The organism is Zobellia uliginosa (assembly GCF_900156625.1).
GTDB classification, from domain to species: domain Bacteria; phylum Bacteroidota; class Bacteroidia; order Flavobacteriales; family Flavobacteriaceae; genus Zobellia; species Zobellia uliginosa.
In genome coordinates, this window is sequence record NZ_FTOB01000006.1 from 123,299 (window position 1) to 149,460 (window position 26,162).

General features: G+C 43.2%; 23 protein-coding genes. 16 read left to right on the forward strand and 7 right to left on the reverse strand.

Annotated features, from left to right (window positions below; all coding sequences use genetic code 11):
* Positions 1-5: 5 nt before the first annotated feature.
* On the reverse strand, positions 6-2,084 hold the full coding sequence (locus BW980_RS18285) for a tetratricopeptide repeat-containing sensor histidine kinase (protein ID WP_076456606.1): 2,079 nt from the start codon (positions 2,082-2,084) through the stop codon (positions 6-8).
* A gap of 174 nt (positions 2,085-2,258) precedes the next feature.
* On the opposite strand from BW980_RS18285, the gene BW980_RS18290 reads away from it, so the two are divergent.
* From BW980_RS18290 to BW980_RS18305, 4 genes are all read left to right on the forward strand, one after another.
* Entirely contained in the window at positions 2,259-2,987 is a 729-nt protein-coding gene (locus BW980_RS18290; RefSeq protein WP_076456607.1) for a hypothetical protein, read from the forward strand.
* Positions 2,988-3,022: 35 nt separating this feature from the next.
* Positions 3,023-3,307 (forward strand): hypothetical protein, encoded by a 285-nt coding sequence (locus BW980_RS18295; protein WP_139327730.1) that lies wholly within the window; start codon positions 3,023-3,025, stop codon positions 3,305-3,307.
* 42 nt (positions 3,308-3,349) lie between these two features.
* The gene (locus BW980_RS18300; protein WP_076456609.1) at positions 3,350-3,904 is read left to right on the forward strand and encodes a hypothetical protein; all 555 of its coding nucleotides are present in this window, start codon (positions 3,350-3,352) and stop codon (positions 3,902-3,904) included.
* 182 nt (positions 3,905-4,086) lie between these two features.
* The gene (locus BW980_RS18305) at positions 4,087-4,617 is read left to right on the forward strand and encodes a hypothetical protein (protein WP_076456610.1); all 531 of its coding nucleotides are present in this window, start codon (positions 4,087-4,089) and stop codon (positions 4,615-4,617) included.
* Between the two features lie 36 nt (positions 4,618-4,653).
* Here the strand turns inward: BW980_RS18305 and BW980_RS18310 are convergent, their stop codons facing one another.
* The 4 genes from BW980_RS18310 to guaA form a co-directional block, all read right to left on the reverse strand.
* Positions 4,654-5,202, reverse strand: a complete 549-nt coding sequence (locus BW980_RS18310; protein WP_076456611.1) for a DUF922 domain-containing protein — start codon at positions 5,200-5,202, stop codon at positions 4,654-4,656.
* Positions 5,190-5,594, reverse strand: a complete 405-nt coding sequence (locus BW980_RS18315) for an OsmC family protein (protein WP_076456612.1) — start codon at positions 5,592-5,594, stop codon at positions 5,190-5,192. Before BW980_RS18315 ends, BW980_RS18310 begins: the two co-directional genes overlap by 13 nt.
* A gap of 93 nt (positions 5,595-5,687) precedes the next feature.
* Positions 5,688-7,856 carry a PBP1 and LysM peptidoglycan-binding domain-containing protein gene (locus tag BW980_RS18320; protein ID WP_245800100.1) on the reverse strand — a complete coding sequence of 723 codons (2,169 nt, stop codon included), beginning with the start codon at positions 7,854-7,856 and terminating at the stop codon, positions 5,688-5,690.
* 2 nt (positions 7,857-7,858) lie between these two features.
* Positions 7,859-9,391 (reverse strand): glutamine-hydrolyzing GMP synthase, encoded by a 1,533-nt coding sequence (guaA, locus tag BW980_RS18325; RefSeq protein ID WP_076456614.1) that lies wholly within the window; start codon positions 9,389-9,391, stop codon positions 7,859-7,861.
* A 597-nt stretch (positions 9,392-9,988) separates the two neighbouring features.
* Between guaA and BW980_RS18330 the strand changes: the two genes are divergently transcribed.
* The 3 genes from BW980_RS18330 to BW980_RS18340 all read left to right on the forward strand — a co-directional run bounded on the left by BW980_RS18330 (position 9,989) and on the right by BW980_RS18340 (position 14,079).
* Positions 9,989-12,460 (forward strand): TonB-dependent receptor, encoded by a 2,472-nt coding sequence (locus BW980_RS18330; protein ID WP_245800102.1) that lies wholly within the window; start codon positions 9,989-9,991, stop codon positions 12,458-12,460.
* A gap of 6 nt (positions 12,461-12,466) precedes the next feature.
* Positions 12,467-13,354 carry a DUF4249 family protein gene (locus BW980_RS18335; protein ID WP_076456615.1) on the forward strand — a complete coding sequence of 296 codons (888 nt, stop codon included), beginning with the start codon at positions 12,467-12,469 and terminating at the stop codon, positions 13,352-13,354.
* A gap of 182 nt (positions 13,355-13,536) precedes the next feature.
* Positions 13,537-14,079: a pyridoxamine 5'-phosphate oxidase family protein gene (locus BW980_RS18340; RefSeq protein ID WP_076456616.1), complete on the forward strand. Its 543-nt coding sequence runs from the start codon at positions 13,537-13,539 to the stop codon at positions 14,077-14,079.
* Positions 14,080-14,090: 11 nt separating this feature from the next.
* Here BW980_RS18340 and bshC read toward each other — a convergent pair whose 3' ends face one another.
* Positions 14,091-15,692, reverse strand: coding sequence for a bacillithiol biosynthesis cysteine-adding enzyme BshC (gene bshC / locus BW980_RS18345; RefSeq protein WP_076456617.1), 1,602 nt, complete (start codon positions 15,690-15,692; stop codon positions 14,091-14,093).
* A gap of 150 nt (positions 15,693-15,842) precedes the next feature.
* On the opposite strand from bshC, the gene BW980_RS18350 reads away from it, so the two are divergent.
* Positions 15,843-18,308 carry a M14 family metallopeptidase gene (locus BW980_RS18350; protein WP_076456618.1) on the forward strand — a complete coding sequence of 822 codons (2,466 nt, stop codon included), beginning with the start codon at positions 15,843-15,845 and terminating at the stop codon, positions 18,306-18,308.
* Positions 18,309-18,346: 38 nt separating this feature from the next.
* Positions 18,347-19,393, forward strand: coding sequence for an MBL fold metallo-hydrolase (locus BW980_RS18355; protein WP_076456619.1), 1,047 nt, complete (start codon positions 18,347-18,349; stop codon positions 19,391-19,393).
* 34 nt (positions 19,394-19,427) lie between these two features.
* On the opposite strand, the gene BW980_RS18360 is transcribed toward BW980_RS18355, so the two are convergent.
* Positions 19,428-20,033 (reverse strand): DUF4337 family protein, encoded by a 606-nt coding sequence (locus tag BW980_RS18360; RefSeq protein WP_076456672.1) that lies wholly within the window; start codon positions 20,031-20,033, stop codon positions 19,428-19,430.
* A gap of 209 nt (positions 20,034-20,242) precedes the next feature.
* On the opposite strand from BW980_RS18360, the gene BW980_RS18365 reads away from it, so the two are divergent.
* The 7 genes from BW980_RS18365 to BW980_RS18395 all read left to right on the forward strand — a co-directional run bounded on the left by BW980_RS18365 (position 20,243) and on the right by BW980_RS18395 (position 26,144).
* Positions 20,243-20,752 carry a GNAT family N-acetyltransferase gene (locus tag BW980_RS18365; protein ID WP_076456620.1) on the forward strand — a complete coding sequence of 170 codons (510 nt, stop codon included), beginning with the start codon at positions 20,243-20,245 and terminating at the stop codon, positions 20,750-20,752.
* Positions 20,753-20,912: 160 nt separating this feature from the next.
* A complete protein-coding gene (locus tag BW980_RS18370) occupies positions 20,913-21,845 on the forward strand; it encodes a DUF6929 family protein (RefSeq protein WP_083690530.1) in 933 nt (310 codons plus the stop codon).
* Between the two features lie 97 nt (positions 21,846-21,942).
* Positions 21,943-22,272 carry an ArsR/SmtB family transcription factor gene (locus tag BW980_RS18375; RefSeq protein WP_013991963.1) on the forward strand — a complete coding sequence of 110 codons (330 nt, stop codon included), beginning with the start codon at positions 21,943-21,945 and terminating at the stop codon, positions 22,270-22,272.
* Positions 22,273-22,322: 50 nt separating this feature from the next.
* The gene (locus BW980_RS18380) at positions 22,323-22,790 is read left to right on the forward strand and encodes a DUF6428 family protein (protein ID WP_076456621.1); all 468 of its coding nucleotides are present in this window, start codon (positions 22,323-22,325) and stop codon (positions 22,788-22,790) included.
* A 35-nt stretch (positions 22,791-22,825) separates the two neighbouring features.
* Positions 22,826-23,452, forward strand: a complete 627-nt coding sequence (locus BW980_RS18385; protein ID WP_076456622.1) for an arsenate-mycothiol transferase ArsC — start codon at positions 22,826-22,828, stop codon at positions 23,450-23,452.
* A complete protein-coding gene (gene arsB / locus BW980_RS18390; protein ID WP_076456623.1) occupies positions 23,445-24,497 on the forward strand; it encodes an ACR3 family arsenite efflux transporter in 1,053 nt (350 codons plus the stop codon). The genes BW980_RS18385 and arsB overlap by 8 nt, the downstream gene beginning before the upstream one ends.
* 186 nt (positions 24,498-24,683) lie before the next feature.
* Positions 24,684-26,144, forward strand: a complete 1,461-nt coding sequence (locus tag BW980_RS18395) for a potassium/proton antiporter (protein WP_076456624.1) — start codon at positions 24,684-24,686, stop codon at positions 26,142-26,144.
* Positions 26,145-26,162 lie beyond the last annotated feature (18 nt).

Below are 26,162 nucleotides of genomic sequence, written 5' to 3' on the forward strand. Positions count from 1 at the left end.
AATCTTTAAAATTGAAGTTCCAAAGGCAATTTCAGCTCTACTCGCACCCCTTCTTTTTTATCGAATACGCGAATGCTTCCACGTTCCTTTTTCAACTGATTGATAATATCCAGTCTGTTCTTGGTTATCTTAAGTCCCATTGAAGTCTTCCCATTTTGGGCAGCCGTGTTTTTATGTCGCCCCACCCCATCATCGTCTACCGTACAGACCAAAAACTGATTTTGACACTTTATGGATACGTCAATTTGCCCCATAGTTTTTTTTAGGGCCACGCCATGCCAAATACTGTTTTCTATAAAGGGCTGCAAAATTAAAGGCGGCACCATGGTGTTTTCTACATCGACCTGCTCCCCTACATGAAAAGAGTACCCGAATTTATCTTTTAATCGCAATGTTTCAATCTGCAGGTACAATTCCATAAGCTCGAGATCTTCTTCCAAGGATATCCATTTTTTCTCAGAGCTTTCTAAGATAGCCCTGATCAGCTTGGAGAATTTCACCAGAAAAACATTAGCGGTCTCCAAATCGTTTTTAGCCATATAATCACTTATGGAATTCATGGCATTGAATATAAAATGCGGATTCATCTGAGAACGCAACGCCTTCAGTTCGGTTTCGGCAACCCTGGTCTTGAACTCTGAAATCTTTTTTTCAGATAACATCTTCTCCCTTTTCTTATAAAGTTGAAACCCCACTATGAAAAAAACCGTGATCAACACCGCTCCTACTGCCAAGCCACCAATCATCAGTTCTTGACGCTCCATTTCCATTTGGGATACGGCTTGCTTTTTATCGTGGGCGGTCTGCAGGGCCGACTTTTCCTTTTCATACTCGTACTCGGCCTCGAGAAGCGCTATTTCTTCTTTCTTTTCCACCGAAGCAAAACTATCGCGCAATACCACGGCCTCAGTTTTGTTTTTGTAAGCCCCTTTATAATTTCCCATTTCACTTTGCAGGGAAGCCAATTGTTCAAGGGCATTGAACTGAAGATTTACACTACCTGCCCCTTTCGCATATTGAAAAGAAGCTTTGTAGTTTTCTTCGGCCCGTCCCAAATTCTTATGTACCCCCAAGGCATAGCAATCTCCTAGATGCCGGTGAACAATAGCCAAATTATTGGCATTCTTCAACTTTTCATAAATCTTCCGGGTCTTTTCAAAATACGGGATCGCCTCTGTATATTGGCCTATTTCAGAATATGCAATCCCCATATTGGTCAAAGCACTGGCCACCCCCCTTTCATTTTTGTTCTTTTCCATGATATCATGGGCCTGTTTATAACTTTCAATGGCTTTTTCAGGATTCCCGGTATCGTTGTACACCCTCCCAAGATTGGTAAGGGCATTGGCAACACCTTCCTGAAAATCGTTCTTTTTAAAAAACAGAAGGGCTTTTTTCTGGAATTCCTCAGCTAGCCCAAATTTTTCCAACCGAGCATACAACAGTCCAATATTACTTAGGATAGAAGCGTATTGTCGATCTTCGGTCAACCCTAGGTCTTCATAAATACGCTTGGCATCGAGGTAACTTTTCAGGGCTTTGGGATACTGGGAGAGGTACATATGATTAATACCTATACTATTTAGCATTTTAGCCATCAAAAAACTATCCTTCGCCTTCTCAAATACCTCATAGGCCCTTCGATTGTTATCATTTGCCCGGGCATAGTCAGATTCATTAAAGTAGACCAACCCCTTATTATATATCAATCGGGCGAGCCCCTGCAGGTCTCCCATATCCCTTCTGACCTCCATCGCTTTGTCGTAAGAGGCCAATGCCAAAGAATCTTCGCCCAAGGCGCTATAATTATGACCCCGATACGCATACGCGGTGGCAATACCCGCTTGACTGTTCAGTTTACGGCCCAGTTCCAAGGCCTCCGTTGACCGAAGGACCCCGACCGCGGGATCCACGGAATAATAGGTATAGGCCAGCTCGTTCAAGATATTCAATCGAAGTGTATCCTGCTTTAAATGCCCCTTCAAAAGCAAGCTCAAACTATCTATCTTGGGCCTTTGCGCACGTACGCCGAACAAAGACAACATTAGCAATACGGTAAGCACATTTATTCTATATAAGGGCATATGTACAAGTCAAGGATATGCTTCAAATTTAACAGTTTCAGCGTAGTATGCATCACCCTAAACCGTAAATATTGTGATAAATGGTTCTTTTTGAGGTCTGTATACCAAAAACACACCCTTTACGATTACGGACAAAAAAACAACACCTACCACGCCCAGCATCACGCTTAATAAATGCAAATCGGACGCCACAACACTATTTCCTATTTTCACCCTATCAAACCGAACAACCCATTGCAAAAAATGAAAAACCTCTACTACAAAAGAATTGTTCTTGTCATCACCCTTCTATCCTTATGTATAGCCGCTGGGTGCGACAGCCACCCCATAAACGACCTTGCGGAAGACCTTGCCGAAGATTTTGAAGAGGTCGATACAGAGGAGGAAAAAGAGGCAGAAGAAGAAGAAGAAGAAGAAGAAGCTAAGGAAATCATAGGGGTCATGACGGCCAAGGTCAATGAAAAAAAATTCACCACCCCTGAACTTTTAGAACTAGCAGGCGCGGGTGTATCCATCAATAAGGGTTACTATCTTTTACAAATCTCAGGTTTTGATGTCGAGTTAGGCCTAAAAAAAGCCCAGCACATCGTACTATCGGTATTTGGCAAAGATTTTAACTCCTTAGAACCTGGCACCGAATGGAATACTGTTGTTGAAGATGTATTGGCAGGAGGCGCCCTTGCCGCCTACTCGGAAAACATAGCCACCGATGACGATGACAACACGAGTTCAACACTTGACACCTTAGAGAAAGTCTACATCAAGATTACCTCAATAGACCACGAAAAGCAACTACTATCAGGTGAATTCAGTTTTTCAGGTAAGAACGAAGAGACCGGGAAAACTTACGTAGTTACCGACGGTACATTTAAAGATTTCGAATACAAAATCACAGAGAATTAAAACCGATCTAAAAAACCAAACAAACACCCAAGACCATGAAAAAACCATTACTCCTTTTTACGATTCTTTTATTAGGCCTATGCACCTTGAGCAACTGCAACGTTAAAGACACCATAGATGAGCTTAGCGATACACAAAAGGCACTTGATTGCATTAACTTAATTGAAGACATTGACGAAAAGTGGGATAAACAGGATAGAGACTGTGAGGAAATAAAGTCGGACGTAGCCAAGATTCTGAAAACCTGTAAAGACTTTATAAGTGAAGAACAAAAGGCGCAGCTAGAATTTTATTCGGCAAATTGCGATGCGGACAATTAAAAACCCTCTTAAACCAAACTTAACTAAAACCCTACCCCACCAATGAAATACACCAGACTAAACTTCAACCATTACCGCACCAACCTACTTTTGCTCGGCCTAAGCTTAACGGTAGCCTGCAGCAGCAATTCCGAAGAGGCCGACGAAACCAACACACCCACGACCTACGGGACGATACAACTATCTGGGGAAGAAACCGGAAAAATCGGCTCATCATTACAAGTCGGACATATCGCAATTGGCCGTTCTGATTTGACCGGACATGCCAAAACCGTAATCTTGACCGACAACAACACTAAAATAGATAAAAACGGCCCTGTTCCCAGCGACCTGAAAAACAATTTCATTATTATAGGCTTAGATCTTGGCGAGGCATCTACCAGTAGTGCAAGCCGATCCCTATCGATGAACATAACCGTAGACGGCACCGAATACAAGCACGCCTGTGCGAGTCCCAATTTTGGCAGCTTCATGGATTGTGGCTCGGATTACCGTATAGATTTTGACAAAAAAGAGGTGTTATTTTCAGAAACCACGGTCATCAACACAAAAACCGATGCCGTTTTGACCATGAACGGAACCGTAAAGTGGGATTAAGCCCCACCCACAAAAAACAAATCACAAGGAAAGCCGCCAACGCTTGCTTGTTCTTTTGCCCCAGACCTGAAGCGCCCCTTCTTTTACACTAAATAACAACGAGAAGGAAAATAAATTAAAAATATGTACGTAATTTTACCCCAGCGCTTTTAAAACAACGACTTCATTAAACATAATTAAAAATGAGAAAATCGATTACCCTATTAGCAGTGTTTACTTTTTTAGTACAGTTTGCATCGGCCCAAGAATTTGAAGTAGGCTCGAATGTAATCAATGCCGGTATAGGTTTAGGCGGCTATTATGGAGGATACAATACTTCTACGGAAAGCCCTGTATTTAGCGCCAGCTACGAAAGGGGTGTTTGGGACATGCCCGGCCCCGGCGTTATAAGTCTTGGAGGCTACCTTGGCTATAAGAGGTTTACGTATGACAGCTCCTTTGACAATTATGATTATAGCTGGTCATACACAACCATAGGTGCCCGCGGTGCCTATCACTACACTGGTTTCGACATTGACAATCTCGACGTATACGGTGGGGTTATGGCCTCTATGCGTATTTATAGCGGCGACAATTACAGTGATCTAAACAGCAGACCGGGCGCTAGCGCTTTTGTCGGTGGACGCTGGTATTTTTCAGATAGTTTTGCAGGTTTTGCAGAAGCCGGTTACGGCTCTTCTTTTTTGACCTTGGGGGTATCGTTCAGGTTCTAGAACTCCTAAGTACACCATATAAAAGCCTTCCTATATTTAATTACGGGAAGGCTTTTCTTCTTTTAGGGCAGCTTCAATCTGCCTATTCCAAAGGGCCTGCTTTTCTAAATTTCTGGAAAAATTGGTCTCCCGATCATATTTGTTCTGAAAATTGCCCAACTCTTTTAAAATGGCCTTATAAATAGCACGAACCTCAGCCTTGGCATTCATTGTAAATTGGGTCTGTGCCAGTCGTTTTCGCATTTTTCGGGCATAGAGTTCCGATATATCAAAATGCAATTGCTCGTGCCCCAGAATAATAGAATCACACAATTCTGGGCGATACCATGATTTCTGTGGATAAAACTCGCTTTGTACCACAAAATCAAGATATAGTTGCCCTTCTTTTGTAAAAGACGTAAACGAATAACTAATTCCACTGGCCGTTGTTGCGGCGGCCCATGCGGTCTTAAAATAACTCCCCTTAAAATCGGACCACTGAAGTTTTCTATCCGCGTCCCAGACGATTACCTCCTCCTCTTGGGAAAAGACCATACCGAACCCCAGAAGACATACTGCCCAAATAAAGTGTTTTAAAGCTCCCAATGAAATGTAATTACTTTCTCTATATCTGGATGCAAACTATAAAGCACGGGACATGTCAATGCGGTATTTTCCAATATCTTCCTGTTCTTGTCGGACACATTGGAAGGCAAAACCAATTTAGCTTCAATTTTTGAAATCCGTCTTGGCCCGGCGGCCATATGTTTCTTAATGTCGACGGTAGCCCCCTTAAGGTCGACCTCCAAGCCTTTGGCTTTAATACCCATCATGGTAACCATACAACTTCCCAAACCGGTAGCAACGGTATCGGTAGGCGAAAAAGCTTGGCCCAGGCCATTATTGTCCACAGGGGCATCCGTAATAAAAGTATCACCTGACCGCAGGTGCTCACATGTAGTTCTTAAATCTCCGTTATAGGTAACTTTTGAAGTCATACTCAAACAAGGGGTTATAATTCATAAAAATGCTCGCCCCAAGTTAACGATACGACTTTCAAAAAAGAAATAAAATTCGGGTTGCCCCGAATTTTATTCCGCTTCCTTTATACGAAGGTCTTCCATGGTAAGGATATACGAAGATCGGTTAAAATAACCTGAAGCACCATTGCGCTCATAATCAAACTTGTTTCCCGAGTACTCGGTCTCCCCTACCGTTTTTGAAGCTTCCATAAGATTGTTCTTATAAGCCAACCTGAGCAAAAGATCAAAGGTTAGGTCAAAACCGCGAACGGCATAACGATCCGGCGCACTTCCAAAGCGCTTTTCATATCGTTTGAAAAAAGCATCGGCAGACACGGCCTTGTACACTGACGGATAGGTAAAACGAAGATTCGACAAGTGGGCATTACTGATTACCTCGTTATCGAAGGCACTATTCTTATCCGTGGTAAACATACGCACTTTGACCTCTTCGGTATTCAACGAATTCAAAATAGAGGTTACACTGGAAACCAGCTTAAAATTATCGGTCTCAACAAATACCCAGTTTTCGGTTTTATCACTTAATAGTCGGGTCAGTTTATCAATATTGATCCCGATGTTTTTCTCCTCTTGGGTTACTTTTAAGGTATCGGCATCGGCAAAGGTGGCCAATAATTGACGTTTGACCCCTTGGTTTTTATCGTCGGCTATAACAATAATGTGCTGATCGGTACGCTTTTCCACGGTGTATCCTATCATTCGCTCTCGCAACAATTCTTCAGAAGTATAGGAGAAAAACACGTTCGCAAGGCTTAAATCGCTCTTTGCCGGTATGGGTGCTACAAGCGGCACTCGTTTACCACCCGCACGAACCGCGGCCTCTTTTAAGGAAGGCATATCCAAGGGTCCGACAATCGCACTGTACGAAGCCAGGTTTTCTTTCTGTAAGATTTCCTTGGTTTTCTCAATGCTCAATTGGTTATCGATTGTTTTCACATCTACCGATACCCCAAGGTCGGCAATGGAATCCAGTGCTACCAAAGCCCCTGAATAAAGTCCCAAACTATATTTTAGACTATTTCGTTTATCGATAATGTTCGCCACACGATCCTTATCGGACAAATCAAGCTTGTCTAACCTAAAAGGCAAAAGAAACATTAGCTTAGGCCTGTTTTGAACATTAATGCTGTCAATGAGATTGATCTTATCAAGAACCAAGGAATTACGTATTTCAAAATCACCCTTTTGATCCTTCGGCAATTTCAAGACCATACCCGCTTTCAATCCTTGGGCCAAGTCTGGGTTCAACTCTAAAAGTTCTTTGTAACTAATACCGAATTTACGGGTAAGCGAAAATTCCGTTTGCTTCGGCTTTACCTCGTAAAAGTTGTAGTTCTCCGTATTGATTTCGCCACTTGCTATTTTTTTCTGGGGAATACGGATGACCATACCTTCCTTCAATCCGCCCCTTTCCTGAATCTCAGGATTCAAACGAACCACCTCATCGGACTTTACCCCGAATTTTTGTTCCAGCTGGTAGAAATTCATCTTTGGTGGCACGGTATAGGACAAATACAATTGTGTTTGCTGGTTCTCGACCGTACTGCCCGCTATTTTCGGAAGCTTTAGCTCTTGCCCTACCGCCAAATAGTCGTTAGCCTTTGAAAGTTCTGGGTTCAAGACCTCCATACTATCTACGGTAATCCCGTACTTATAGGCAATACTCCATCTTGTCTCCTTGGGCAATACCGTGTAGGTTTCAAAATCGTCTTCATTGATTTCCAAAATATCTTCGGGTTTTACCCTTTTGTATTTTGGGATTTTCAAGGTCATTTTTCGCTTCAACTGTGAAGAATACAGTTCAGGATTGTACTTTTTGATATCTTCCGTACTAATATGAAATCGCTTTGCGATACTATAAAGGGTTTCCCTTTTCTTTACGGTATAAGAAGTAAAACCAATGGGCTCTTCTTGGGCCTCCCCCTTATCGCCTTGTACCGAACTACTTGCCGTTTTCACGGTAGACTGTTCCGCAACGGCCTTGGCCTTACCATCTTTTGGAATGACCAAGATGGTATTGACCCTTAAATTGTCGCCATCTTTTATCTCTTTGTTCAGCTTAAGGATGGTTTCGGTATCGACGCGATATTGTTTGGCGATACCCACCAAGGTCTCACCCTTTTTTACGGCATGTGTAGTAAACTTCTGTGCAGAAGCCTTACAGCCCACAAAAACGAATAATAAAAGCGTAAAGCCTATTTTTAAAAACTGATTCATATCTATTCCCATTCAATGGTTGCGGGCGGTTTTGAACTTATGTCATATACGACCCTGTTCACGCCCGGCACTTTGTTGATAATATCGTTTGACGTCTTTTGTAAGAACTCGTATGGCAAATTCACCCAGTCGGCGGTCATACCATCGGTACTTTCTACAGCTCGCAAAGCTACGCATTTTTCATAAGTACGCTCATCGCCCATTACGCCTACACTATTTACGGGCAAAAGCATGGCTCCGGCCTGCCAAACCTTGTCATAAAGTCCCCAATCACGTAATCCTTGGATAAAAATATGGTCTACTTCTTGCAAAATAGCCACTTTCTCCCGGGTTATATCCCCTAGTATACGAATGGCCAATCCCGGTCCCGGGAAGGGATGGCGCCCTAGACGCTCATCGTCGATACCCATACTCTTACCGACCCGGCGGACCTCATCTTTAAACAACATTTTTAGCGGCTCCACCACCTTGAGCTTCATAAAATCAGGCAAGCCCCCTACATTGTGGTGGCTTTTGATGGTTGCTGACGGACCTCCCGTTGCCGAAACCGATTCAATAACATCAGGATATATGGTACCCTGCGCCAACCATTTCACATCTTTCACCAAGTGGGCCTCATCATCGAACACATCGATAAACACCTTTCCGATGATCTTACGTTTCTTTTCAGGGTCGCTTTCCCCCGCAAGGGCATCCAAAAAGCGTGCCGAAGCATCAACTCCTTTAACGTTCAACCCCATATGTTCGTATTGATCCAGAACATCTTGAAACTCATTCTTTCTCAACAGGCCGTTATTTACGAATATGCAATACAGGTTCTTTCCGATAGCCTTGTGCAGAAGCACTGCCGCCACGGTAGAATCAACCCCTCCCGACAAACCTAGCACTACCTTGTCGTCTCCTATTTTTTGTTTCAACTCGGAAACGGTCATATCTACAAATGCAGCCGGGGTCCAAGTTTGTTCAAGGCCGGCGATGTTCACCAAAAAGTTTTCCAATATTTTCTTTCCATCTTTGGAATGATAAACCTCTGGGTGGAACTGTATGGCGAAAGTACTCTCGTCTTCAATCTTATATGCAGCATGTTCTACATCGTGCGTACTGGCCAATACTACTCCTTTTTCAGGAAGTTTCTGAATGGTATCACTATGGCTCATCCACACTTGGCTCCCTTCCGAAACCCCTTCAAAAAAGGCTTCATCAGATTTTATATACGACAGGTTGGCCCGGCCGTATTCCCTTGTATTGGAAGGTGCAACATTACCCCCACCGAAATGGGCAAGGTATTGGGCCCCGTAACAAACGGCCAATAGTGGCTTTTTGCCCCTGATTTGCGACAAATCGGGATGTGGCGCATCATCGGCACGTACCGAAAAGGGCGACCCCGATAAGATTACCGCTTTGTACGAAGATAAATCGTCAGGAAGCTTGTTATATGGCTTTATTTCACAGAAAATATTGAGTTCTCTAACCCTTCTAGCAATGAGTTGTGTGTACTGAGAACCGAAATCGAGTATAAGGACGTTGTTTTGCATGGCCAAAAATAGGAAATTCCATTTTCTCGAAAAGACTCTTTTGTGATAATTATAATCCGTTTTTTAACAATCGTCTTTAATAAATCGGATACGACCTTGAAACACACCCCAAACCATCGCAAAAAACAAAGGGGCATTTCTTAAAAGACACCCGATCGAGACCATAAAAAAATGATTTATTTCAATCTTACATTTTTTTCAAAGGAGTCTATTGCCAACATTTCTTCGATGAATCCCCCAAGGATTTCGCTTTAAAAATCAAATTCCAGACAAATACACAAAATATAACCCAAAGCTTCATATAAAGACTAACAAACAACTGGTCTTTAAATATTTAAATTTATTCCTACAAAGTGTTAAATTGTATTAAAACGAATAAATTTAAACCGTTTTTCTTCCTAAAATGAAACGAGGCCTTTTCATCCCTCCCAAAAAACCGTTTCCCTTTAAGAGCTATTTTGCACGCCTAATTATTTATCGTTTCATTAACAGCCCGCCTTAAAGATAATAACTTTCTTGCGTAAGAATTTACTACTACAAAAACATTTCATCAATGTCTAAAAGTAGTATTTCCATCAATCAAAAAACGAACATATCTTGAAAAAAGCAATCTGCTGTACCTCATTTTTTCTAGTTCTTTTTCAACAAGGCCATGCCAAAACGAGTCACCCTCCTTCCCCGGTCGAAAATGGCATCCATAAAAATCGAAGGCTACCCTTCGTTATCAAGAACAACTATATACCCCCCAACCAAGACAAAGAGAAATACACCATTAGCGGATATGTTACCGAAAGTGGTAGCGGCGAACACCTCCTGGGCGTTTCCGTGTATGTACCCGAATTAAAACTGGGCACCACTACAAATGACTATGGTTTTTTCTCTTTGACCCTTCCCGAAGGAAATCATGAAGTCATCATTTCATATATTGGGTACGGAAACGAAAAACGGCAAATCAACTTATCGGAAGACCAGATACTATCCATAGCCCTGAAGCCTTCCGCCCAAAATCTTGAGGAAGTAGTCGTTACCGCCGATGAAAGGATAAAGGAAAGCAAGGTCACCCAAATGAGTAAAGTGCAGATCAACCCTGCCGACATTCAAGACATACCTGCATTACTGGGCGAAAAAGACGTAATGAAGACCCTGCAACTGATGCCCGGTATTCAAGGGGGATCGGAAGGCAGTTCCGGTTTCTTTGTTCGAGGAGGTACACCCGACCAAAACCTAATTATCTTAGACGACGCCGTTGTTTACAATTCCAATCATCTATTCGGCTTTTTCTCGGTCTTTAACGGTGATGCCATAAAATCGGTAGAAGCGTTCAAAGGGGGGTTTCCGGCGCGCTTTGGAGGCCGGCTGTCCTCGGTCATCAAATTGGATATGAAAGACGGAAACAAAGAGAAGCTTTCCGGCAAGGTAAATATTGGCCTTATCTCGTCTTCGGCATTGCTCGAGGGGCCCATTAATAAAGGAAAAACCTCTTTTATTGCCAGTGGCCGGCGCACCTATGCAGATATTATGGCCCGCCCCTTTGTAGATAGCGAAAAGGGCAATAGAACCGGGTATTACTTTACCGATTTTAATTTTAAGATCCATCACATCTTCAGCCCAAAGGACAAATTGTTCTGGAGCAACTATTTCGGACAGGACAAATTCTATGACAACAGTGTCTATGAAGATGGAGACAGGGACAAGTCACGGTTACAATGGGGGAATATCACCTCTACCCTTCGCTGGAACCACCAATTCAACAATAAGCTGTTCTCCAACACCTCGTTGATCTTTAGTAATTACAAGTTCAAAATATTGATAGAGGAAGATTTTGAAGACCAGAAATACGAGTTCAAGAGCAGCTCAGGTATTAACGACTATACGTTAAAGACCGATTTTGATTATTACCCCAACAGCCAACACACCATTCGATTTGGGGCCAACGCTACCATGCACAACTTTACACCACAGCGGCTGTTGCTCAAAGATGAATTCAACCCTAACATAGACAAAGAACAAGAACTAAATTCTTTTGAAGGTGCAGTTTACGTAGAGGACGATTGGAAATTGACCGATAAATTAAGCCTATCCCCTGGACTCAGACTGAGTTATTTCAACTATAAGGACAAGCACTATGTAAACCCCGAACCTAGGCTGGCATTGTCTTATAATATGAAAACCGACCTTGCCTTTAAGGCTTCATATTCGCGAATGAACCAGTACATCCACCTCTTATCAAGCTCGGGCATAGGACTGCCAACGGATTTATGGGTCTCATCTACCGACAACATAAAACCACAGACCTCGCAGCAGTTCGCTGTGGGCGTTGCCAAAGACTTCTTCGACAAAGACTATTCAATAACCCTCGAAGGCTATTACAAGACCCTGGATGACGTTATCGCCTATAAGGAAGGCGCCTCGTTTTTAGCCATCGACGACCTCGAGACAGGAAAAAACAGCAACTGGGAGGAAAACATTACTTCAGGACAAGGTTGGGCCTACGGGGCCGAAATACTCCTTAGAAAACAAACAGGCCCGCTCACAGGCTGGCTCGGCTATACCTTATCATGGTCTGAACGACAGTTCGATGAATTGAATTTGGGCCAAAAATTCTACGACCGTTACGACCGTAGGCACGATATATCCTTAGTCGGTATTTATAAGCCGAACGAGAAAATCACCCTATCGGGAACATGGGTACTATCGACCGGAAACAATTACACCTTGCCCAACCAACAGCACATTACCAACCCTGTCGACTTCCCTATTATCACCACGGGGGTTTACAACAACTATACGGGAATGGAAAATTTCACCACCCAACGCAACAATTTTCGCGGAGAGACCAGCCACCGGTTGGATCTAGGGGTACAATTCCACAAAAAGAAAAAGAAAGACCGAGAGCGTATTTGGGGCTTTTCCCTATACAATGCCTATGCTAGAAAGAATCCGTTCATCTACACCATCGACAATAAAGACAATGACAGTTACGACCCCGATGCCCCAATCGAAAAACAATTAACGCGGACATCGGTACTCATATTAATCCCGTCGATCAATTACACCTTTAAATTCTAAACCATGATGAGCAAGTACATTCAAATAAGTTTCGTATTGGCTTTACTGTGTAGTGCATGCCAAGATCCGGTAGACGCTGATGAACTTCTCAATGAAGAAGACCGCACTTATATCGTAGGTTACATCTCGCCCGCAGACACCTTACTTTCCGTCCATGTATCGACCACCAAAGCCGCGGTGGGAACCCCCATAGACTCGAACGACCCCTTGGCCGATGTTGAAAAATTCATCATAAAAGATGCAAGGGTCGTTATTCGAGACGAAGAAAACAATGCGGTTGAACTCACCTATAATCCTGAAAGAAAAAATTACCAAGTAGCGGCTACAGCTTTTGACGTAATCGAAGGCGGCACGTATTTTTTACAGGTTTCCGCCAAAGGCAAGGACTTTACCTCAACCTGCCGCATCCCTAAAAAAATACCCTCCATTACGGAAAAGATAACGCTAGGCGAAAAAAATGAGTTTTACCAAGATTATATCCTAGATATAGCTTTTCAAGATTTCGCCAATGAGAAAAACCACTACATCATAGGTGCCACGGCAGAATTAAGGGAAGGTGAGCAGGTCAGTTACTTTCCTTTGGATTTTGAATTAAACAGCTTTTTAACCGATGCCATTGGCGATGGAGAGACCATAAGCCGGTACGCTACTTTTTCGTACGGTTTTACAGATGAGGCGGTTAGCGTAAAACTAACCCTACAAGTAACAAATGTGGAAGAAATACTTTATTCGAACCTGCGTGCATCCTTTCTAAACGACTACAACGATGGCAATCCCTTCGTAGAATACAGCATAGCCCCTAACAATATTGAAGGCGATGGTGGTATAGGTGTTTTTGCCGGCTACCAACTTACCGAAAAAGTAATTGAATACGAATTAGCGACGACCCCTTAAAAAAGTAAAAGTCCGGGATACCAAACCCGGACTTTTCATCAAAATCAAAAAAACCAACCTAAACACATGAAACGGTTTAATTAATAAACTTTTTCATAGCATTTTTTATTTATAACACCCTACTCATAAAATACCCTACCTCTTTTTAAAAGTTTTTTCTACTTTTATTCAAAAGCACACGCATGACCTCTATTTACTGGGATGAAACCCTAGGCGAAATAAAAAAAGGAATAAGCGAAATAGGACATCCATTTCGTTTTTTTACACTGGCCACTACCGATGAATCGAATCACCCGAGCCAACGCACAGTGGTCTTTAGGCACTTTAACGACAATCTAGATGTGGTGTTTTATACGGATAGACGCTCGCAAAAAGTCAAGGACATAGAGAAAAATGGAGCCGTAAGCCTATTGTTCTATCACCCTAAGCATTTATTGCAGATCAGTTTAAAAGGCAAGGCTTCGATAATTACGGATACCGACCTATTGAAAACCTATTGGAGTGCCGTGCCGGATAGCAACAAAAAAGATTACACCACTCACCTAGCCCCCGGAAGCACTATCGAAAACCCTGAATCTGTAGAATACCTAGACGAGCATTACTTCTGCGCCATAAAAATCGAGCCTACGAGTATGGAATATCTCAAAGTGAAGCAACCTAACCATATAAGGGTACTGTTTTCAAAAATCGATGGATCTTGGTCCGGCAAATTCTTGGCCCCTTAAGCCTTCAAGGGCTACACCTTAATAACCGTAAACTCCAGTTGCAAAGGCTTTAAAGCCTCTAAGAGCATCGGAATCAAATCTTCGCCCAGTTCTAGATAAAGTTCAGAGAAGTTCACGTTACGCTCTTGCAATGATTTATTCGGAAAGAGTTCGTTCTGGATCTCCGTCATACGCATGACGTGGTCTTTTAGTTTGCGTTTTTGCGCTTGTAGCAATCGCTTTTCAAGATGGTCGAGGCCTTTCTTTTGCTTTACTTCTTGAGCTTTTACGGCACCTAAAAAAGAAGGGTCGGTCTGTTCGGCCAGATCGTACATGGCCCTGAACTGCTCTTCCAAATATTGTTTTTGGGGCGTAAAGTCGATATCGATATTCGATATTTCCCTTATTTTTTTATTGATAAAACTGCTTTGCCTTAAAAAAATATCGGCTACAGAAAGGTTCATTTTTTCAAGTTTCCCTTTTTGTTTGTCGGTAATCACCAAGGCCGAATTTCTAAGCAACAAAACCGGAAACGGCACCTGCATGGCCTCGAACATAGTCTTGAGTTCCAGCCAATAGGCTATTTCCCCTCCTCCCCCAATATAACATAGGTTAGGCAAGATGACCTCCTGATATAAGGGGCGTGCAATGACATTGGGCGAGAACCGCTCAGGATACGCCTTTAATTCTTGCCGTAGTTCGTCTTTTGTAAAATGGATTTCGGTATCGTTTACGAAATAAGCCCCGTTCTGTTCTACGATACGTTCACGGAGTCCGTCTTTCAGATAGAAATAGTTGATTTCACGCGGATTGACCTGTACCCTGTATTTTTTATCAAGGGCCTCAAAGCCTGTTATGGTTTCCGAAACCTTCTTATAGGCCAATTGATCGAAGATATCTTTCTCGGCATAAGGAAGCAAAAGGCTTTTTAAATTTCTATCATCGCCATCTACAATGACCAGACCTTCCTTTCCAAAAAGTTCATTTGCCAAATAGCGCGTGGCCTCGGCCAAATTGGCATGCTCCAAATACGATTTTCTAAATAGCTCCTTTAGCGCCTTGGCATTGGTACTGTTGCCTATTTGATTTGAAAATGCCTCAAAAATTTCATCAAGTCCCTTCGTATCCAAGTGTCCTACTGCGCCCGAGGCCGTTCTATTCCATTTTAATTTTTTTCCTCGGAAGTTAAAGTAGTTGATCTCCTCGAAATCATGGTCCTCCGTAGCCATCCAATAGACGGGTACAAAGTTATATTTCGGATAGGCCGTTTTAAGCTCCTTTGTCAGGTTTATGGTAGAAACGATCTTGTAAAGAAAGTACAATGGCCCGGTAAAAAGATTCAACTGATGCCCGGTCACCACCGTAAAAGTAATAGGTTCCTTTAATTTTTTAAGATGTGTTCGGGTCGCATCGGTAACATCGAAACCCTTGTACTGTTTTTGGAGCGCCTCGTATAGCACTTCCCTGTTCGCATCGGGAAAACTAGTTGCCTTCTCGGCTATTTGGGCCTCAAAATTTTCCAGGTTCGGAAATCGATGGTAAAAATTTCGCACCTGCGGTTCTTCAGCAAGATAATCGCAAATAAATTCGGTAAAATAGCCGGTTTTGTAAAAAGGTAAACAGTCAATTTCCATAAGGGTGTAAATATAAAACTCTTCGCCAATGCGGCTTCCTAAAAATACGTTAATTACTTTAACCTGTTTTTCGTACCACTAATGGAAAAACTTACCATATACGACCAATAATCAGTAGCTTTGATAGCATTCCTAGGAAACATTCGCTATATGAGATTTTTCATTTCCCTCTTGTTCATTTGCACCTGTCTAAGCTCTCATGCACAGAATTTAAAGGCTCCATCAGATTTTTTAGGTTATGAGCTGGGTACGCGCTTTACCCCACACCACCGTGTGCTCGACTATTATTCGTATCTCTCGGAAAACGCCCCCTCTCGCGTACGACTTGAAAACTACGGGGAAACCAACGAAGGCAGACCGCTGATCTTGGCCTACATATCAACGGCCAAGAACATGAAAAACCGTGAAAAAATCAGGCTGGAACACCTAAAGAACACCGAAGGAAAAGGGGAGCCCAGCATTGCTATCGTATGGATGAGCTATAATGTTCACGGCAATGAAAGCGTAAGCACGGAAGCCTCTATGAAAACCGTGTACGAACTATTGACCCATAAAGAGGAATCTTTAGAAAACACCTTGGTCATTGTCGACCCATGCGTCAACCCTGACGGTCGAGATCGATATGTGAACTGGTACAATCAGTATAAAAATTCGCCCTACACCATAGACCCTAACAGTGCGGAGCATCACGAACCTTGGCTAAACGGTAGGCCCAACCACTATATGTTCGACCTGAACCGAGATTGGGCATGGCTTACACAAGTTGAAAGCAGGCAACGTATAAAGGTCTACAACAAATGGTTACCACATGTTCACGTCGATTTTCACGAACAGGGCGTGGACAGTCCGTATTATTTTGCCCCCGCGGCAGAACCTTTTCACGAGGTGATTACCGATTTTCAGCGAGAATTTCAAACGACCGTAGGGAAAAACCACGCAAAATATTTTGATGCGAACGGATGGTTTTATTTTACCAAGGAAGTCTTCGACCTATTGTACCCAAGTTATGGAGACACCTTCCCTACCTACAACGGAAGTATCGGCATGACGTACGAACAGGGCGGTAGCGGTAGCGCGGGTCTAGGCGTACGAACAGGTACAGGCGATACGCTCACCCTCAAGGACAGGATCCTTCACCACCACACCACAGGACTATCGACCCTTGAAATCGCATCACAGAACGCGGTTCGCTTGAACCAAGAATTCAAAAAGTTCTACCAACCCAAGGACTTTAAGTACAAAAGTTATGTACTTAACGGCAACCCCGACAAACTGAAGGCCTTGACCGAATTACTGACCAAACACGAAATCGAATACGAATGGGCCACCGACAAGACCGTAAAAGGTTTCAATTATGTTTCAGGCAAGAACGGCTCGGTAAAAACCGACAATAATACCTTAGTTGTCAATTCCGACCAAAAAAAGGGAACCCTGGTAAAGGTGCTCTTTGAACCCAATACAAAATTAAGCGACTCCCTTACCTATGATATTACCGCATGGTCTTTGCCCTATGCCTATGGACTTAACGCCATTGCTTCGGAAACCAAGGTTGCCGCAAAAACCACAACGGACCGGAACAACTTCGAGGCCTTAAACCTAGAAGAACTCTCAAGCAAGTCGTACGCCTTTCTTATAAAATGGAACAGCTTCAGCGATGCCCGATTCCTAGCCGACCTGCTCAATAGCAATATTAAGGTGCGTTATGCCCAAAACCCCTTTGTTATGGACGGTGTTTCTTACGACCGAGGCACCCTTATCATTACCAAATCGGATAATAAAAACCTTCCGGATTTCTTGGACAGCTTACGCTCAAAAGCCTTAAAGCACCAAAAGGTGGTATACCCTACCTCGACCGGTTTTGTTGACGGAGGAAAAGATTTTGGTTCACATTCGGTACAGCCCCTAAAAAAGGCAAAGGTGGCCCTGCTTTCGGGCAAACCCACCTCTACCCTGAACTTCGGTGAAATCTGGTATTTTTTCGAACAGCAGTTGCAGTACCCAGTAAGTGTGCTCAATAGCGACTACTTCAATACCGTTGATCTTAGCGAATACGACGTTTTGATCCTGCCCAGCGGCAAGCCGTACGCCCAATTTTTAAACCAAGCCCGAATGAAAAGCCTTAAGCAGTGGGTCAGGGATGGCGGTAAATTAATAGCAATGGGCAGTGCCCTAAAAGATTTTGCCAAAGATAAAACGCTTCAACTCAAGGCCAAAAACATCAAGAAAGACAGCATAGCCCCCATACCGATCTATGACCATGATCAAAGGGAGCAAATCAAGAATGAAATAACAGGGGCCATTTTCAAAACCAAAATAAACAACACACACCCTTTGGCCTATGGGTATGACGACATTTACTTTAGCCTTAAACTGGGGGTCGATGCCTATGCATACCTCGACAAAGGTACCGTAGCCTATCTCGACGGCAACGGCATTCAACCCGTAGCCGGTTTCGCCGGTAGTGATGCACAACAAAAAATTGCAGAAACATTGGTCTTCGGAGTAGAGAAATATGGCTCGGGACAATTAGTCTATATGGTAGACAACCCCTTGTTCAGAGGTTTTTGGGAAAACGGAAAACTCCTCTTCGCCAATGCCCTTTTCATGGTAGATTAGCTCCGTAATGATTATATTCGTTCCCTTAATACGACTACTTGAAAAACTTTAGAAAACAATTTGGGGGCCAATTGACCGACACCCTCATTAAACGGTACGGCCAATCGGAAAACTGGAAAGAAGGCAAGTTTCAAAACCTGGTAGACACGGGAATGTCCATCAGCTTTTGGGACATCCCCAAACTTCTATACCGACAGTTTACCGATAAAGAAAAAAGGGAACCCGCAACACCCCTGCCCATAGCCCCGTTCAACAAAGAATCCTTTTTACGGGAAGACTCCGACTTCAACTGCATTTGGTACGGACATTCGGCCCTTTTGATGCGGATGAAGGCAAAGACTATAATAATAGACCCTATGTTGGGGGCCAATGCATCTCCTATCGCCCCGTTCAAGACCAAACGCTTTTCAGAAAACACATTGGCGGTCATCGACGATTTTCCAGAAATCGACCTAATGCTACTGAGCCATGATCACTATGACCACCTCGATTATGACAGCATTCAAAAATTAAAGAACAAGACCAAAAAATACTACGTAGCCCTTGGTGTCAAACGTCATTTGGTCGCTTGGGGCATAGCCCCTGGCCTGATTACCGAATTCGACTGGTGGGACGATACCACCTATGCCGACATTCAAATCACCTTTACCCCTAGCAGGCACTTCTCGGGAAGGGGACTGACCGACAGGGCCAAATCACTTTGGGGCGGATGGGCCTTTAAATCAGAAAATCTCAGTATTTGGTTCAGTGGTGACGGTGGCTATGGCGAACACTTCAAAACGATTGGAAAAAAACTTGGGCCCTTCGATTTTGGCTTTATGGAAGCGGGACAGTACAATGAAAAGTGGCGACAGATCCATATGTTTCCTGAAGAAAGTGTTCAGGCGGCACTTGACGCACAAGTAAAAAAAGCCATGCCCGTACACTGGGCGGGATTCGCATTGGCACAACACGATTGGACAGAACCTGCCACAATCTTTAAAAATACGGCCAAGGAAAAAGGTTTGGAGGTCACCTTCCCCAAGTTAGGAGAACCCTATCGTTTATCGGAGACCCAAAGCGAAGCATGGTGGCCTATCAGGTAATCCGTACTAGGGCGAATTCATTAAAAAAACCGATTTACAACACGGAATAATACCCGTATAGACTAACCGCAAGCCCTATAAAGCCCGATGCGATCATCAGCCCTGTAAAGACCTCTTGCAATCTTCGGTTGTCATGAATGATCATACCCAGAACACCAAAAAGAATACTGATCTGAAGAAAAAGTATACCGATATCTATTTGCGCCACTAGTTTTCGATTGGAGATACCTACTTCCTCCCAAGCGCGGAGCCCCACTATTTTTCCCATTTCGCCATCAAGGTCTTGCGACCAGGCCGAACGGGGAATATTATCGGAACCCAGTAGTATTTCGGTTTTTTCCTCTTCGTATTTGCGGATCAGGTCGTCGGTCATCTCTATCCTGAAATCCAGCTGATCCATTTTCTCATCTTCCACCAAGCCTGCACTCCGCAACGATTCTAGGTAATCTCGCTGGTTTTCTTTTAATATCTGCTTGATACTCTTTGCATTGTACCAATTTGAATAACTGACATACTTATAATTAGAGCTGGCAATCTTTTCTTCCAATTTGCTGTTCACCACCTCCATAACGGCCAATAATGCCACAATAATCATGATAATTACCCCCCCTCTACTCTCAATTTTACTACTTTTAGACATTATTCGGTATTCTATATCGATTTGGTTTGATGGGAGTTTTGACCTCAATCAAGCCTCCCTAAAGGTTATACGAAAAAAAAGCACTTTGGGACGACACCGACCAGAACGCACATGGAAATTTTAACAAAAAAATACCGATACCAAGAAAAAAGAAAAAATAACGAATTTAAAAACGTTCGTTTTCTACACTTTATTCCTACATAATCGCCATGACATTTAACACCGAAAGATTAGACCTAAAACCGACCACCGTAGAAGACGCGGTCTTTATTCACGAACTCTTCAATTCTCCCGGTTGGATAAAGTATATTGGTGATCGAAAGGTGTATACGATAGGCGATGCCCAAACCTATATCAATACAAAAATAAGGCCTCAGTTCGAAAAGTTAGGTTATGGCAACTATACCATAGTTCGAACCTCCGATGGTGCCAAAATCGGATCTTGCGGTCTATACGAACGGGATGGCCTACCCTGTATCGATATCGGGTTCGCTTTTCTACCCGAATATGCAAAAAAAGGATATGCCTTTGAAGCCGCACACAAGCTAAAAGAAATGGCTTTCGATATCTTTCACCTTGAAGAACTATCCGCGATTACGAGCATAGAAAATAAAGCTTCACAACGATTACTCTCTAAACTGGGCCTTCACCAAAACGGAACGATACGCTTGCCGGGCGACACGGTCGAGTTATTGTTCTATCACATCAAGAACACCTAAGTTCCGTTCCCCAATACCAAGATAGATCGATCAAACCCTTGCCCGAAAGGGTATTGTTTTTATACAAATGGCTAAATTTGCTCCGACAATAAAAGGTGAACCCAAATGGGCCGTTAGTTATGTAGGCTGATATTTCCATTTTCACCAAGAAACATTTCTAATGAAAATAGCCTTTATTTCCTTGCTGCTAACCGTTGCTACCACCTGCAACAGGCCCCTTTTGGAGCTAGAAGTCATAGATACCACCTTACTCGAAAACGTACCCAGCGCCTCCGGCATCACAAAGACCGGTGACCAATTTTTCGTAATAGGTGACGACTCCCCCTACCTCTTCAAGGTCGACGAAGATGGACGCGTACTTGACAAATCGCTCATCTATTCCACGGAGCTCTTAGACGGAAATAGGCTTGATAAGGTTAAAAAACCCGATTTTGAAGCCTTGGAAAGCGTTAACGAAAACGAGATCCTAGCTTTTGGTTCTGGGGCAAAATCTCCTGAAAGAGATATTTTTTTGCACATCACCTTAAACGATAATATCAATGTAAGTACCTATCAGATTTCGGAATTCTACGACCATTTAAGAAAGCACGACGCCCTTGATGGTGCACACCTGAACATTGAGGGGGTAGCCGTATACCACGAAAACATTTATCTCTTCAACAGGGGCAAAAACCTTATCTTCATTTTTGATTATTCCGATTTGCTCGATTATTTGGAAGGAAGAAAAGCTTTTTCCGAACCTCAGGCCCTAGTTTACAAACTACCGCAGATCGATGGTTTTGAGTCTGGCTTTTCAGGAGCCACGATTTTGGAAGAGGAAAACCTTGTTCTCTTTACCGCATCCGTAGAAAAAACAGGAACGGCCTACTACGATGGCCAAATTGCAGGAAGCTTTATCGGGGCCATTCCTATTGTCAACAATACTTTTTCGAAAAAATACAGGGTTGCGGCCATACCGAACAACGACACTCCCCTAAAAGTAGAATCGGTCACCGTGGCCGAAAAAACTCCCGATGGCAAGCTGAGACTGGCCCTGGTTACCGATGACGATAAAGGGAATTCCATACGACTCAACTGCCTTTTGAAAATTTAACCCTAGCCCCTTTTAAAATAAAATTCTGTTAAAATTCCCCCGAACTTAATTCCGCATCCCTATTAATCGTAATATTGCAATATACAAATACAAAAGTATGGGACTCGCCAAAACCGAAATATTCACAGACCTTCAAAATGAGATTGCACTCTATGCAAAGGTTTTCGGGCATCCGGCACGGGTAGCCATACTTGAGCATTTATTTAAAATAAATGCCTGTGTCTGTGGCGACTTGGTAAATGAAATAGGATTGGCACAACCTACCATTTCACAGCACTTGAAAGAACTCAAGAATCTAGGCCTTATAAAAGGCACCGTTGAAGGAACCAGTGTTTGTTATTGCATTCATAAGGAAAATTGGACACAAATGAAGGAAGTCATGTTCAAATTCTTGGATCAAGACCTTCCAAAATCGAATTGTTGCTAAAAAAATTTGAACTACTTAATCGTAAAATCACAATAAATAAAAAATAGATTATGAAACTATCGGAAATCAAATCAGCACTTTCTAAACTAGAACAAATAGCCTTTCAACTTCCCAATGGGGAATTGGTACCGAGCCACTTTCATGTGACGGAAATAGGTAAAATCACCAAACACTTTATAGATTGCGGGGGCACCGTACGCAACGAAGAGGTCGTAAACTTTCAACTCTGGAACGCCAACGACTACGACCACAGACTACACCCCGAAAAGCTATTGCACATTATAGAACTTTCAGAAAAGACCTTGGGCATAGGCAACCTTGAAATCGAGGTCGAATACCAAGGGGATACCATCGGCAAGTTCGGTTTGGATTTTGACGGCACCAACTTCTTGTTAACGACCAAACAAACGGATTGCTTGGCCAAAGAAAACTGTGGCATTCCTACCGAAAAACCGAAACTTCAATTTTCCGACTTGGGACAAGGAAGTTCTTGTGATCCTAAGAGCGGGTGTTGCTAAGCCTTTCACCTAAATTTCCAACTAAACATATTTCAATGAAAACTTTTGAAAAAATTGAAAATACCATTGCCTCCCTACAAATAGGTTCTATTTCCGATGCGCGAAAAACGGTATTGCAACCCCTAATCGACTTTATACAGGGCAAGGTTGATTCCGATGAAACCATACGCCTGAATTTTATTTGCACCCACAACTCCCGCAGAAGCCATCTTTCGCAAGTCTGGGCACAGGCCATGGCCTATCATTTCAATATCAAGAACGTTTTTTGCTATTCCGGAGGAACGGAAGCCACGGCTTTGTTTCCCATGGCTGCCGAAACACTGGGCAATACCGGTTTTGATGTGGTAAAAAGATCCGATGACAAAAATCCCGTATACAGCATTAAATATGCCCCCAACGAGCACCCTGTCATTTGTTTTTCAAAAACCTTGGATGACGATTTTAACCCCAAATCAAGTTTTGCGGCCATTATGACCTGCAGTCAGGCCGATGGTGGCTGCCCATTTATTGCGGGGGCCGAAAAACGGATCCCCATCACATTTGAAGACCCAAAAGTTTTCGACAACACCCCACAGCAGGCAGAAAAGTACCATGAAAGAAGTATTCAAATTGCTACCGAACTATTTTTTGTTTTCTCTAAAATAACCCCTAAAAATGGCTAAAAAGTTAAGTTTTTTAGACAGCTACCTCACGCTTTGGATATTTGCCGCCATGATACTCGGTGTCGCTATCGGCAATTTTTTTCCCCAGCTTCCCGAACTGATAAATTCCGCAAGCAGTGGAACGACCAATATACCTATTGCCATCGGCCTCATCCTTATGATGTACCCGCCCTTGGCCAAGGTAAATTACGCCCTACTCCCCAAGGTCTTTAGAAATATCAAGATTTTATCCATTTCACTGGTACTCAACTGGATTATTGGGCCCGTTCTTATGTTTTTGCTGGCCATTACCTTTCTTCAAGATTATCCGGAGTATATGGTCGGGCTCATTTTGATCGGCTTGGCACGGTGCATCGCCATGGTACTGGTTTGGAACGACCTCGCCGATGGCAGTAGTGAATATGGGGCCGGACTTGTGGCACTGAACAGTATATTTCAGGTGTTTGCCTATAGTTTTTATGCCTATATTTTTATTACCGTACTACCTCCTTATTTTGGTTTTGACGGGGCCATCGTTGATATTTCAATTGCCACCATTGCCGAAAGCGTTGCCATATACCTAGGCATACCCTTCGTTCTGGGCATATTGAGCCGCTCTATTCTCGTGCGCTTAAAAGGAGAGGAATGGTATTCAAAAAAATTCATTCCTACTATCTCACCCATGACCTTGGTTGCGCTTCTTTTTACAATAGTGGTCATGTTTTCCTTAAAAGGCGAGCTTATCGTTGAAATCCCTATGGATGTGCTCATCATTGCCGTACCCTTGCTCATTTATTTTGCACTTATGTTCATCATAGGTTTCTTCGTTACAAAAGCCACGGGGGCCACATATGACAAAACTACTTCAGTGGCCTTTACCGCCGCCGGAAACAACTTTGAACTGGCCATTGCGGTTGCCATAGCCGTCTTCGGATTAAATTCAGGCCAAGCCTTTGCCGGGGTTATCGGGCCCTTGGTAGAAGTTCCCGCCCTTATTTTGCTGGTTCGGGTTTCGTTTTGGCTACGAAAGAAGTATTATAAAAAAACTGAAAACGCAGTTTCATAGACGCTTTCGGATATGCCATTACCATTGTTAGCGAAACATGTCTATGGCTTCGCGATGGTAATGGCATTTTTACATTCTTTCTAGTCAATTTTTATTGATATTAATGCTAACTCCCCCCTATTTTTGATTGATTTCCTTGCCTAGAAACAATATCTTGCACAGATATTTTTTAAGCATGCTAAGCGAATGAATCTTACTATCGAAAATATTGTCTTAATTGGCTCTTTATTACTCTTTATTAGCATTGTCGTAGGTAAAACCTCGTACAAATTTGGGGTGCCTACCTTGCTACTTTTCTTGGGCATCGGAATGTTGGCCGGATCGGAGGGTATAGGTGGTATTGTATTCGACGACCCAAAAATTGCCCAATTCATCGGTGTAGTTTCGCTGAATTTTATTTTGTTCGCAGGAGGTCTCGATACCAGTTGGCCTGCCGTAAAACCCATTCTCAAAGAAGGCATCTTGCTATCCACCCTGGGCGTATTGCTCACCGCGGTTTCATTGGGTGTATTTGTATACTATGTAACCGATTTTACCATCTATGAAAGTTTACTGCTAGGCTCCATAGTTTCATCTACCGACGCCGCTGCGGTTTTCTCTATTCTACGCGGGAAAAGCCTCGCCCTAAAAACCAACCTTAGACCGACCCTGGAGCTCGAAAGCGGTAGTAACGACCCCATGGCCTACGTACTTACCATTGCCTTTCTTTCCTTGGTCGTAAACCAAGATCAAGGACTGGCCTCTATAGTCCCCTTGTTTTTACAACAGATGATCCTTGGTGGCGCGGCCGGTTTCGGTTTTGGTAAGTTGAGTAAACTGGTCATCAACAAGATAAGATTAGATTTTGAAGGGCTTTACCCGGTACTGGTCATCACTATGATGTTCATTACCTTTTCGGCAACCGATTTTATAGGAGGAAACGGGTTTTTGGCCATCTATATTTGTGCCGTTTATTTAGGCAATCAAGATCTCATCCATAAAAAAACCATCTTTCGTATGTTCGATGGTTTGGCCTGGCTGATGCAGATCGTGCTCTTCCTTACACTAGGGCTTTTGGTCTTCCCCAGTCATGTGGTACCCTATATCGGCATTGGCTTGACCATTTCACTGTTCTTGATTTTTATAGCGCGCCCTATAGGCGTATTCATTAGCCTGATGTTCATTAAAATGAAACTGCGTAGGCGTTTCTATATTTCATGGGTAGGTCTTCGGGGAGCCGTACCCATTGTGTTTGCCACCTACCCCCTATTGGCGGGCATCGATAAGGCGCATATCATTTTTAATATCGTTTTCTTTATTTCGGTGACCTCGGTCCTTATTCAGGGGACAACCTTGGCCATAGTGGCGAAATGGCTACACGTAGGCCTTCCCGAAAAGGCCAAGCGTATATACGAAAAAGAGAAGTTCCTCGCCGAAATACCCAAGGCGGTCATGAAGGAGATCACCATTGGGGCCCAATGCTCTTCGGTCAACAAAAAAATCGTCGATTTAAACTTTCCCAAGAACGCCATCATTGCCATGATCAAACGAGACGACGTTTACATTACCCCCAAAGGGGCCACCGAAATTCAACAGGGCGATACCTTGGTGGTACTTTCCGACAACATGGAAGGATTGAACGCCGTTCAAGAATGTCTAAATCATTAGTTTTTTTTAACATCTACA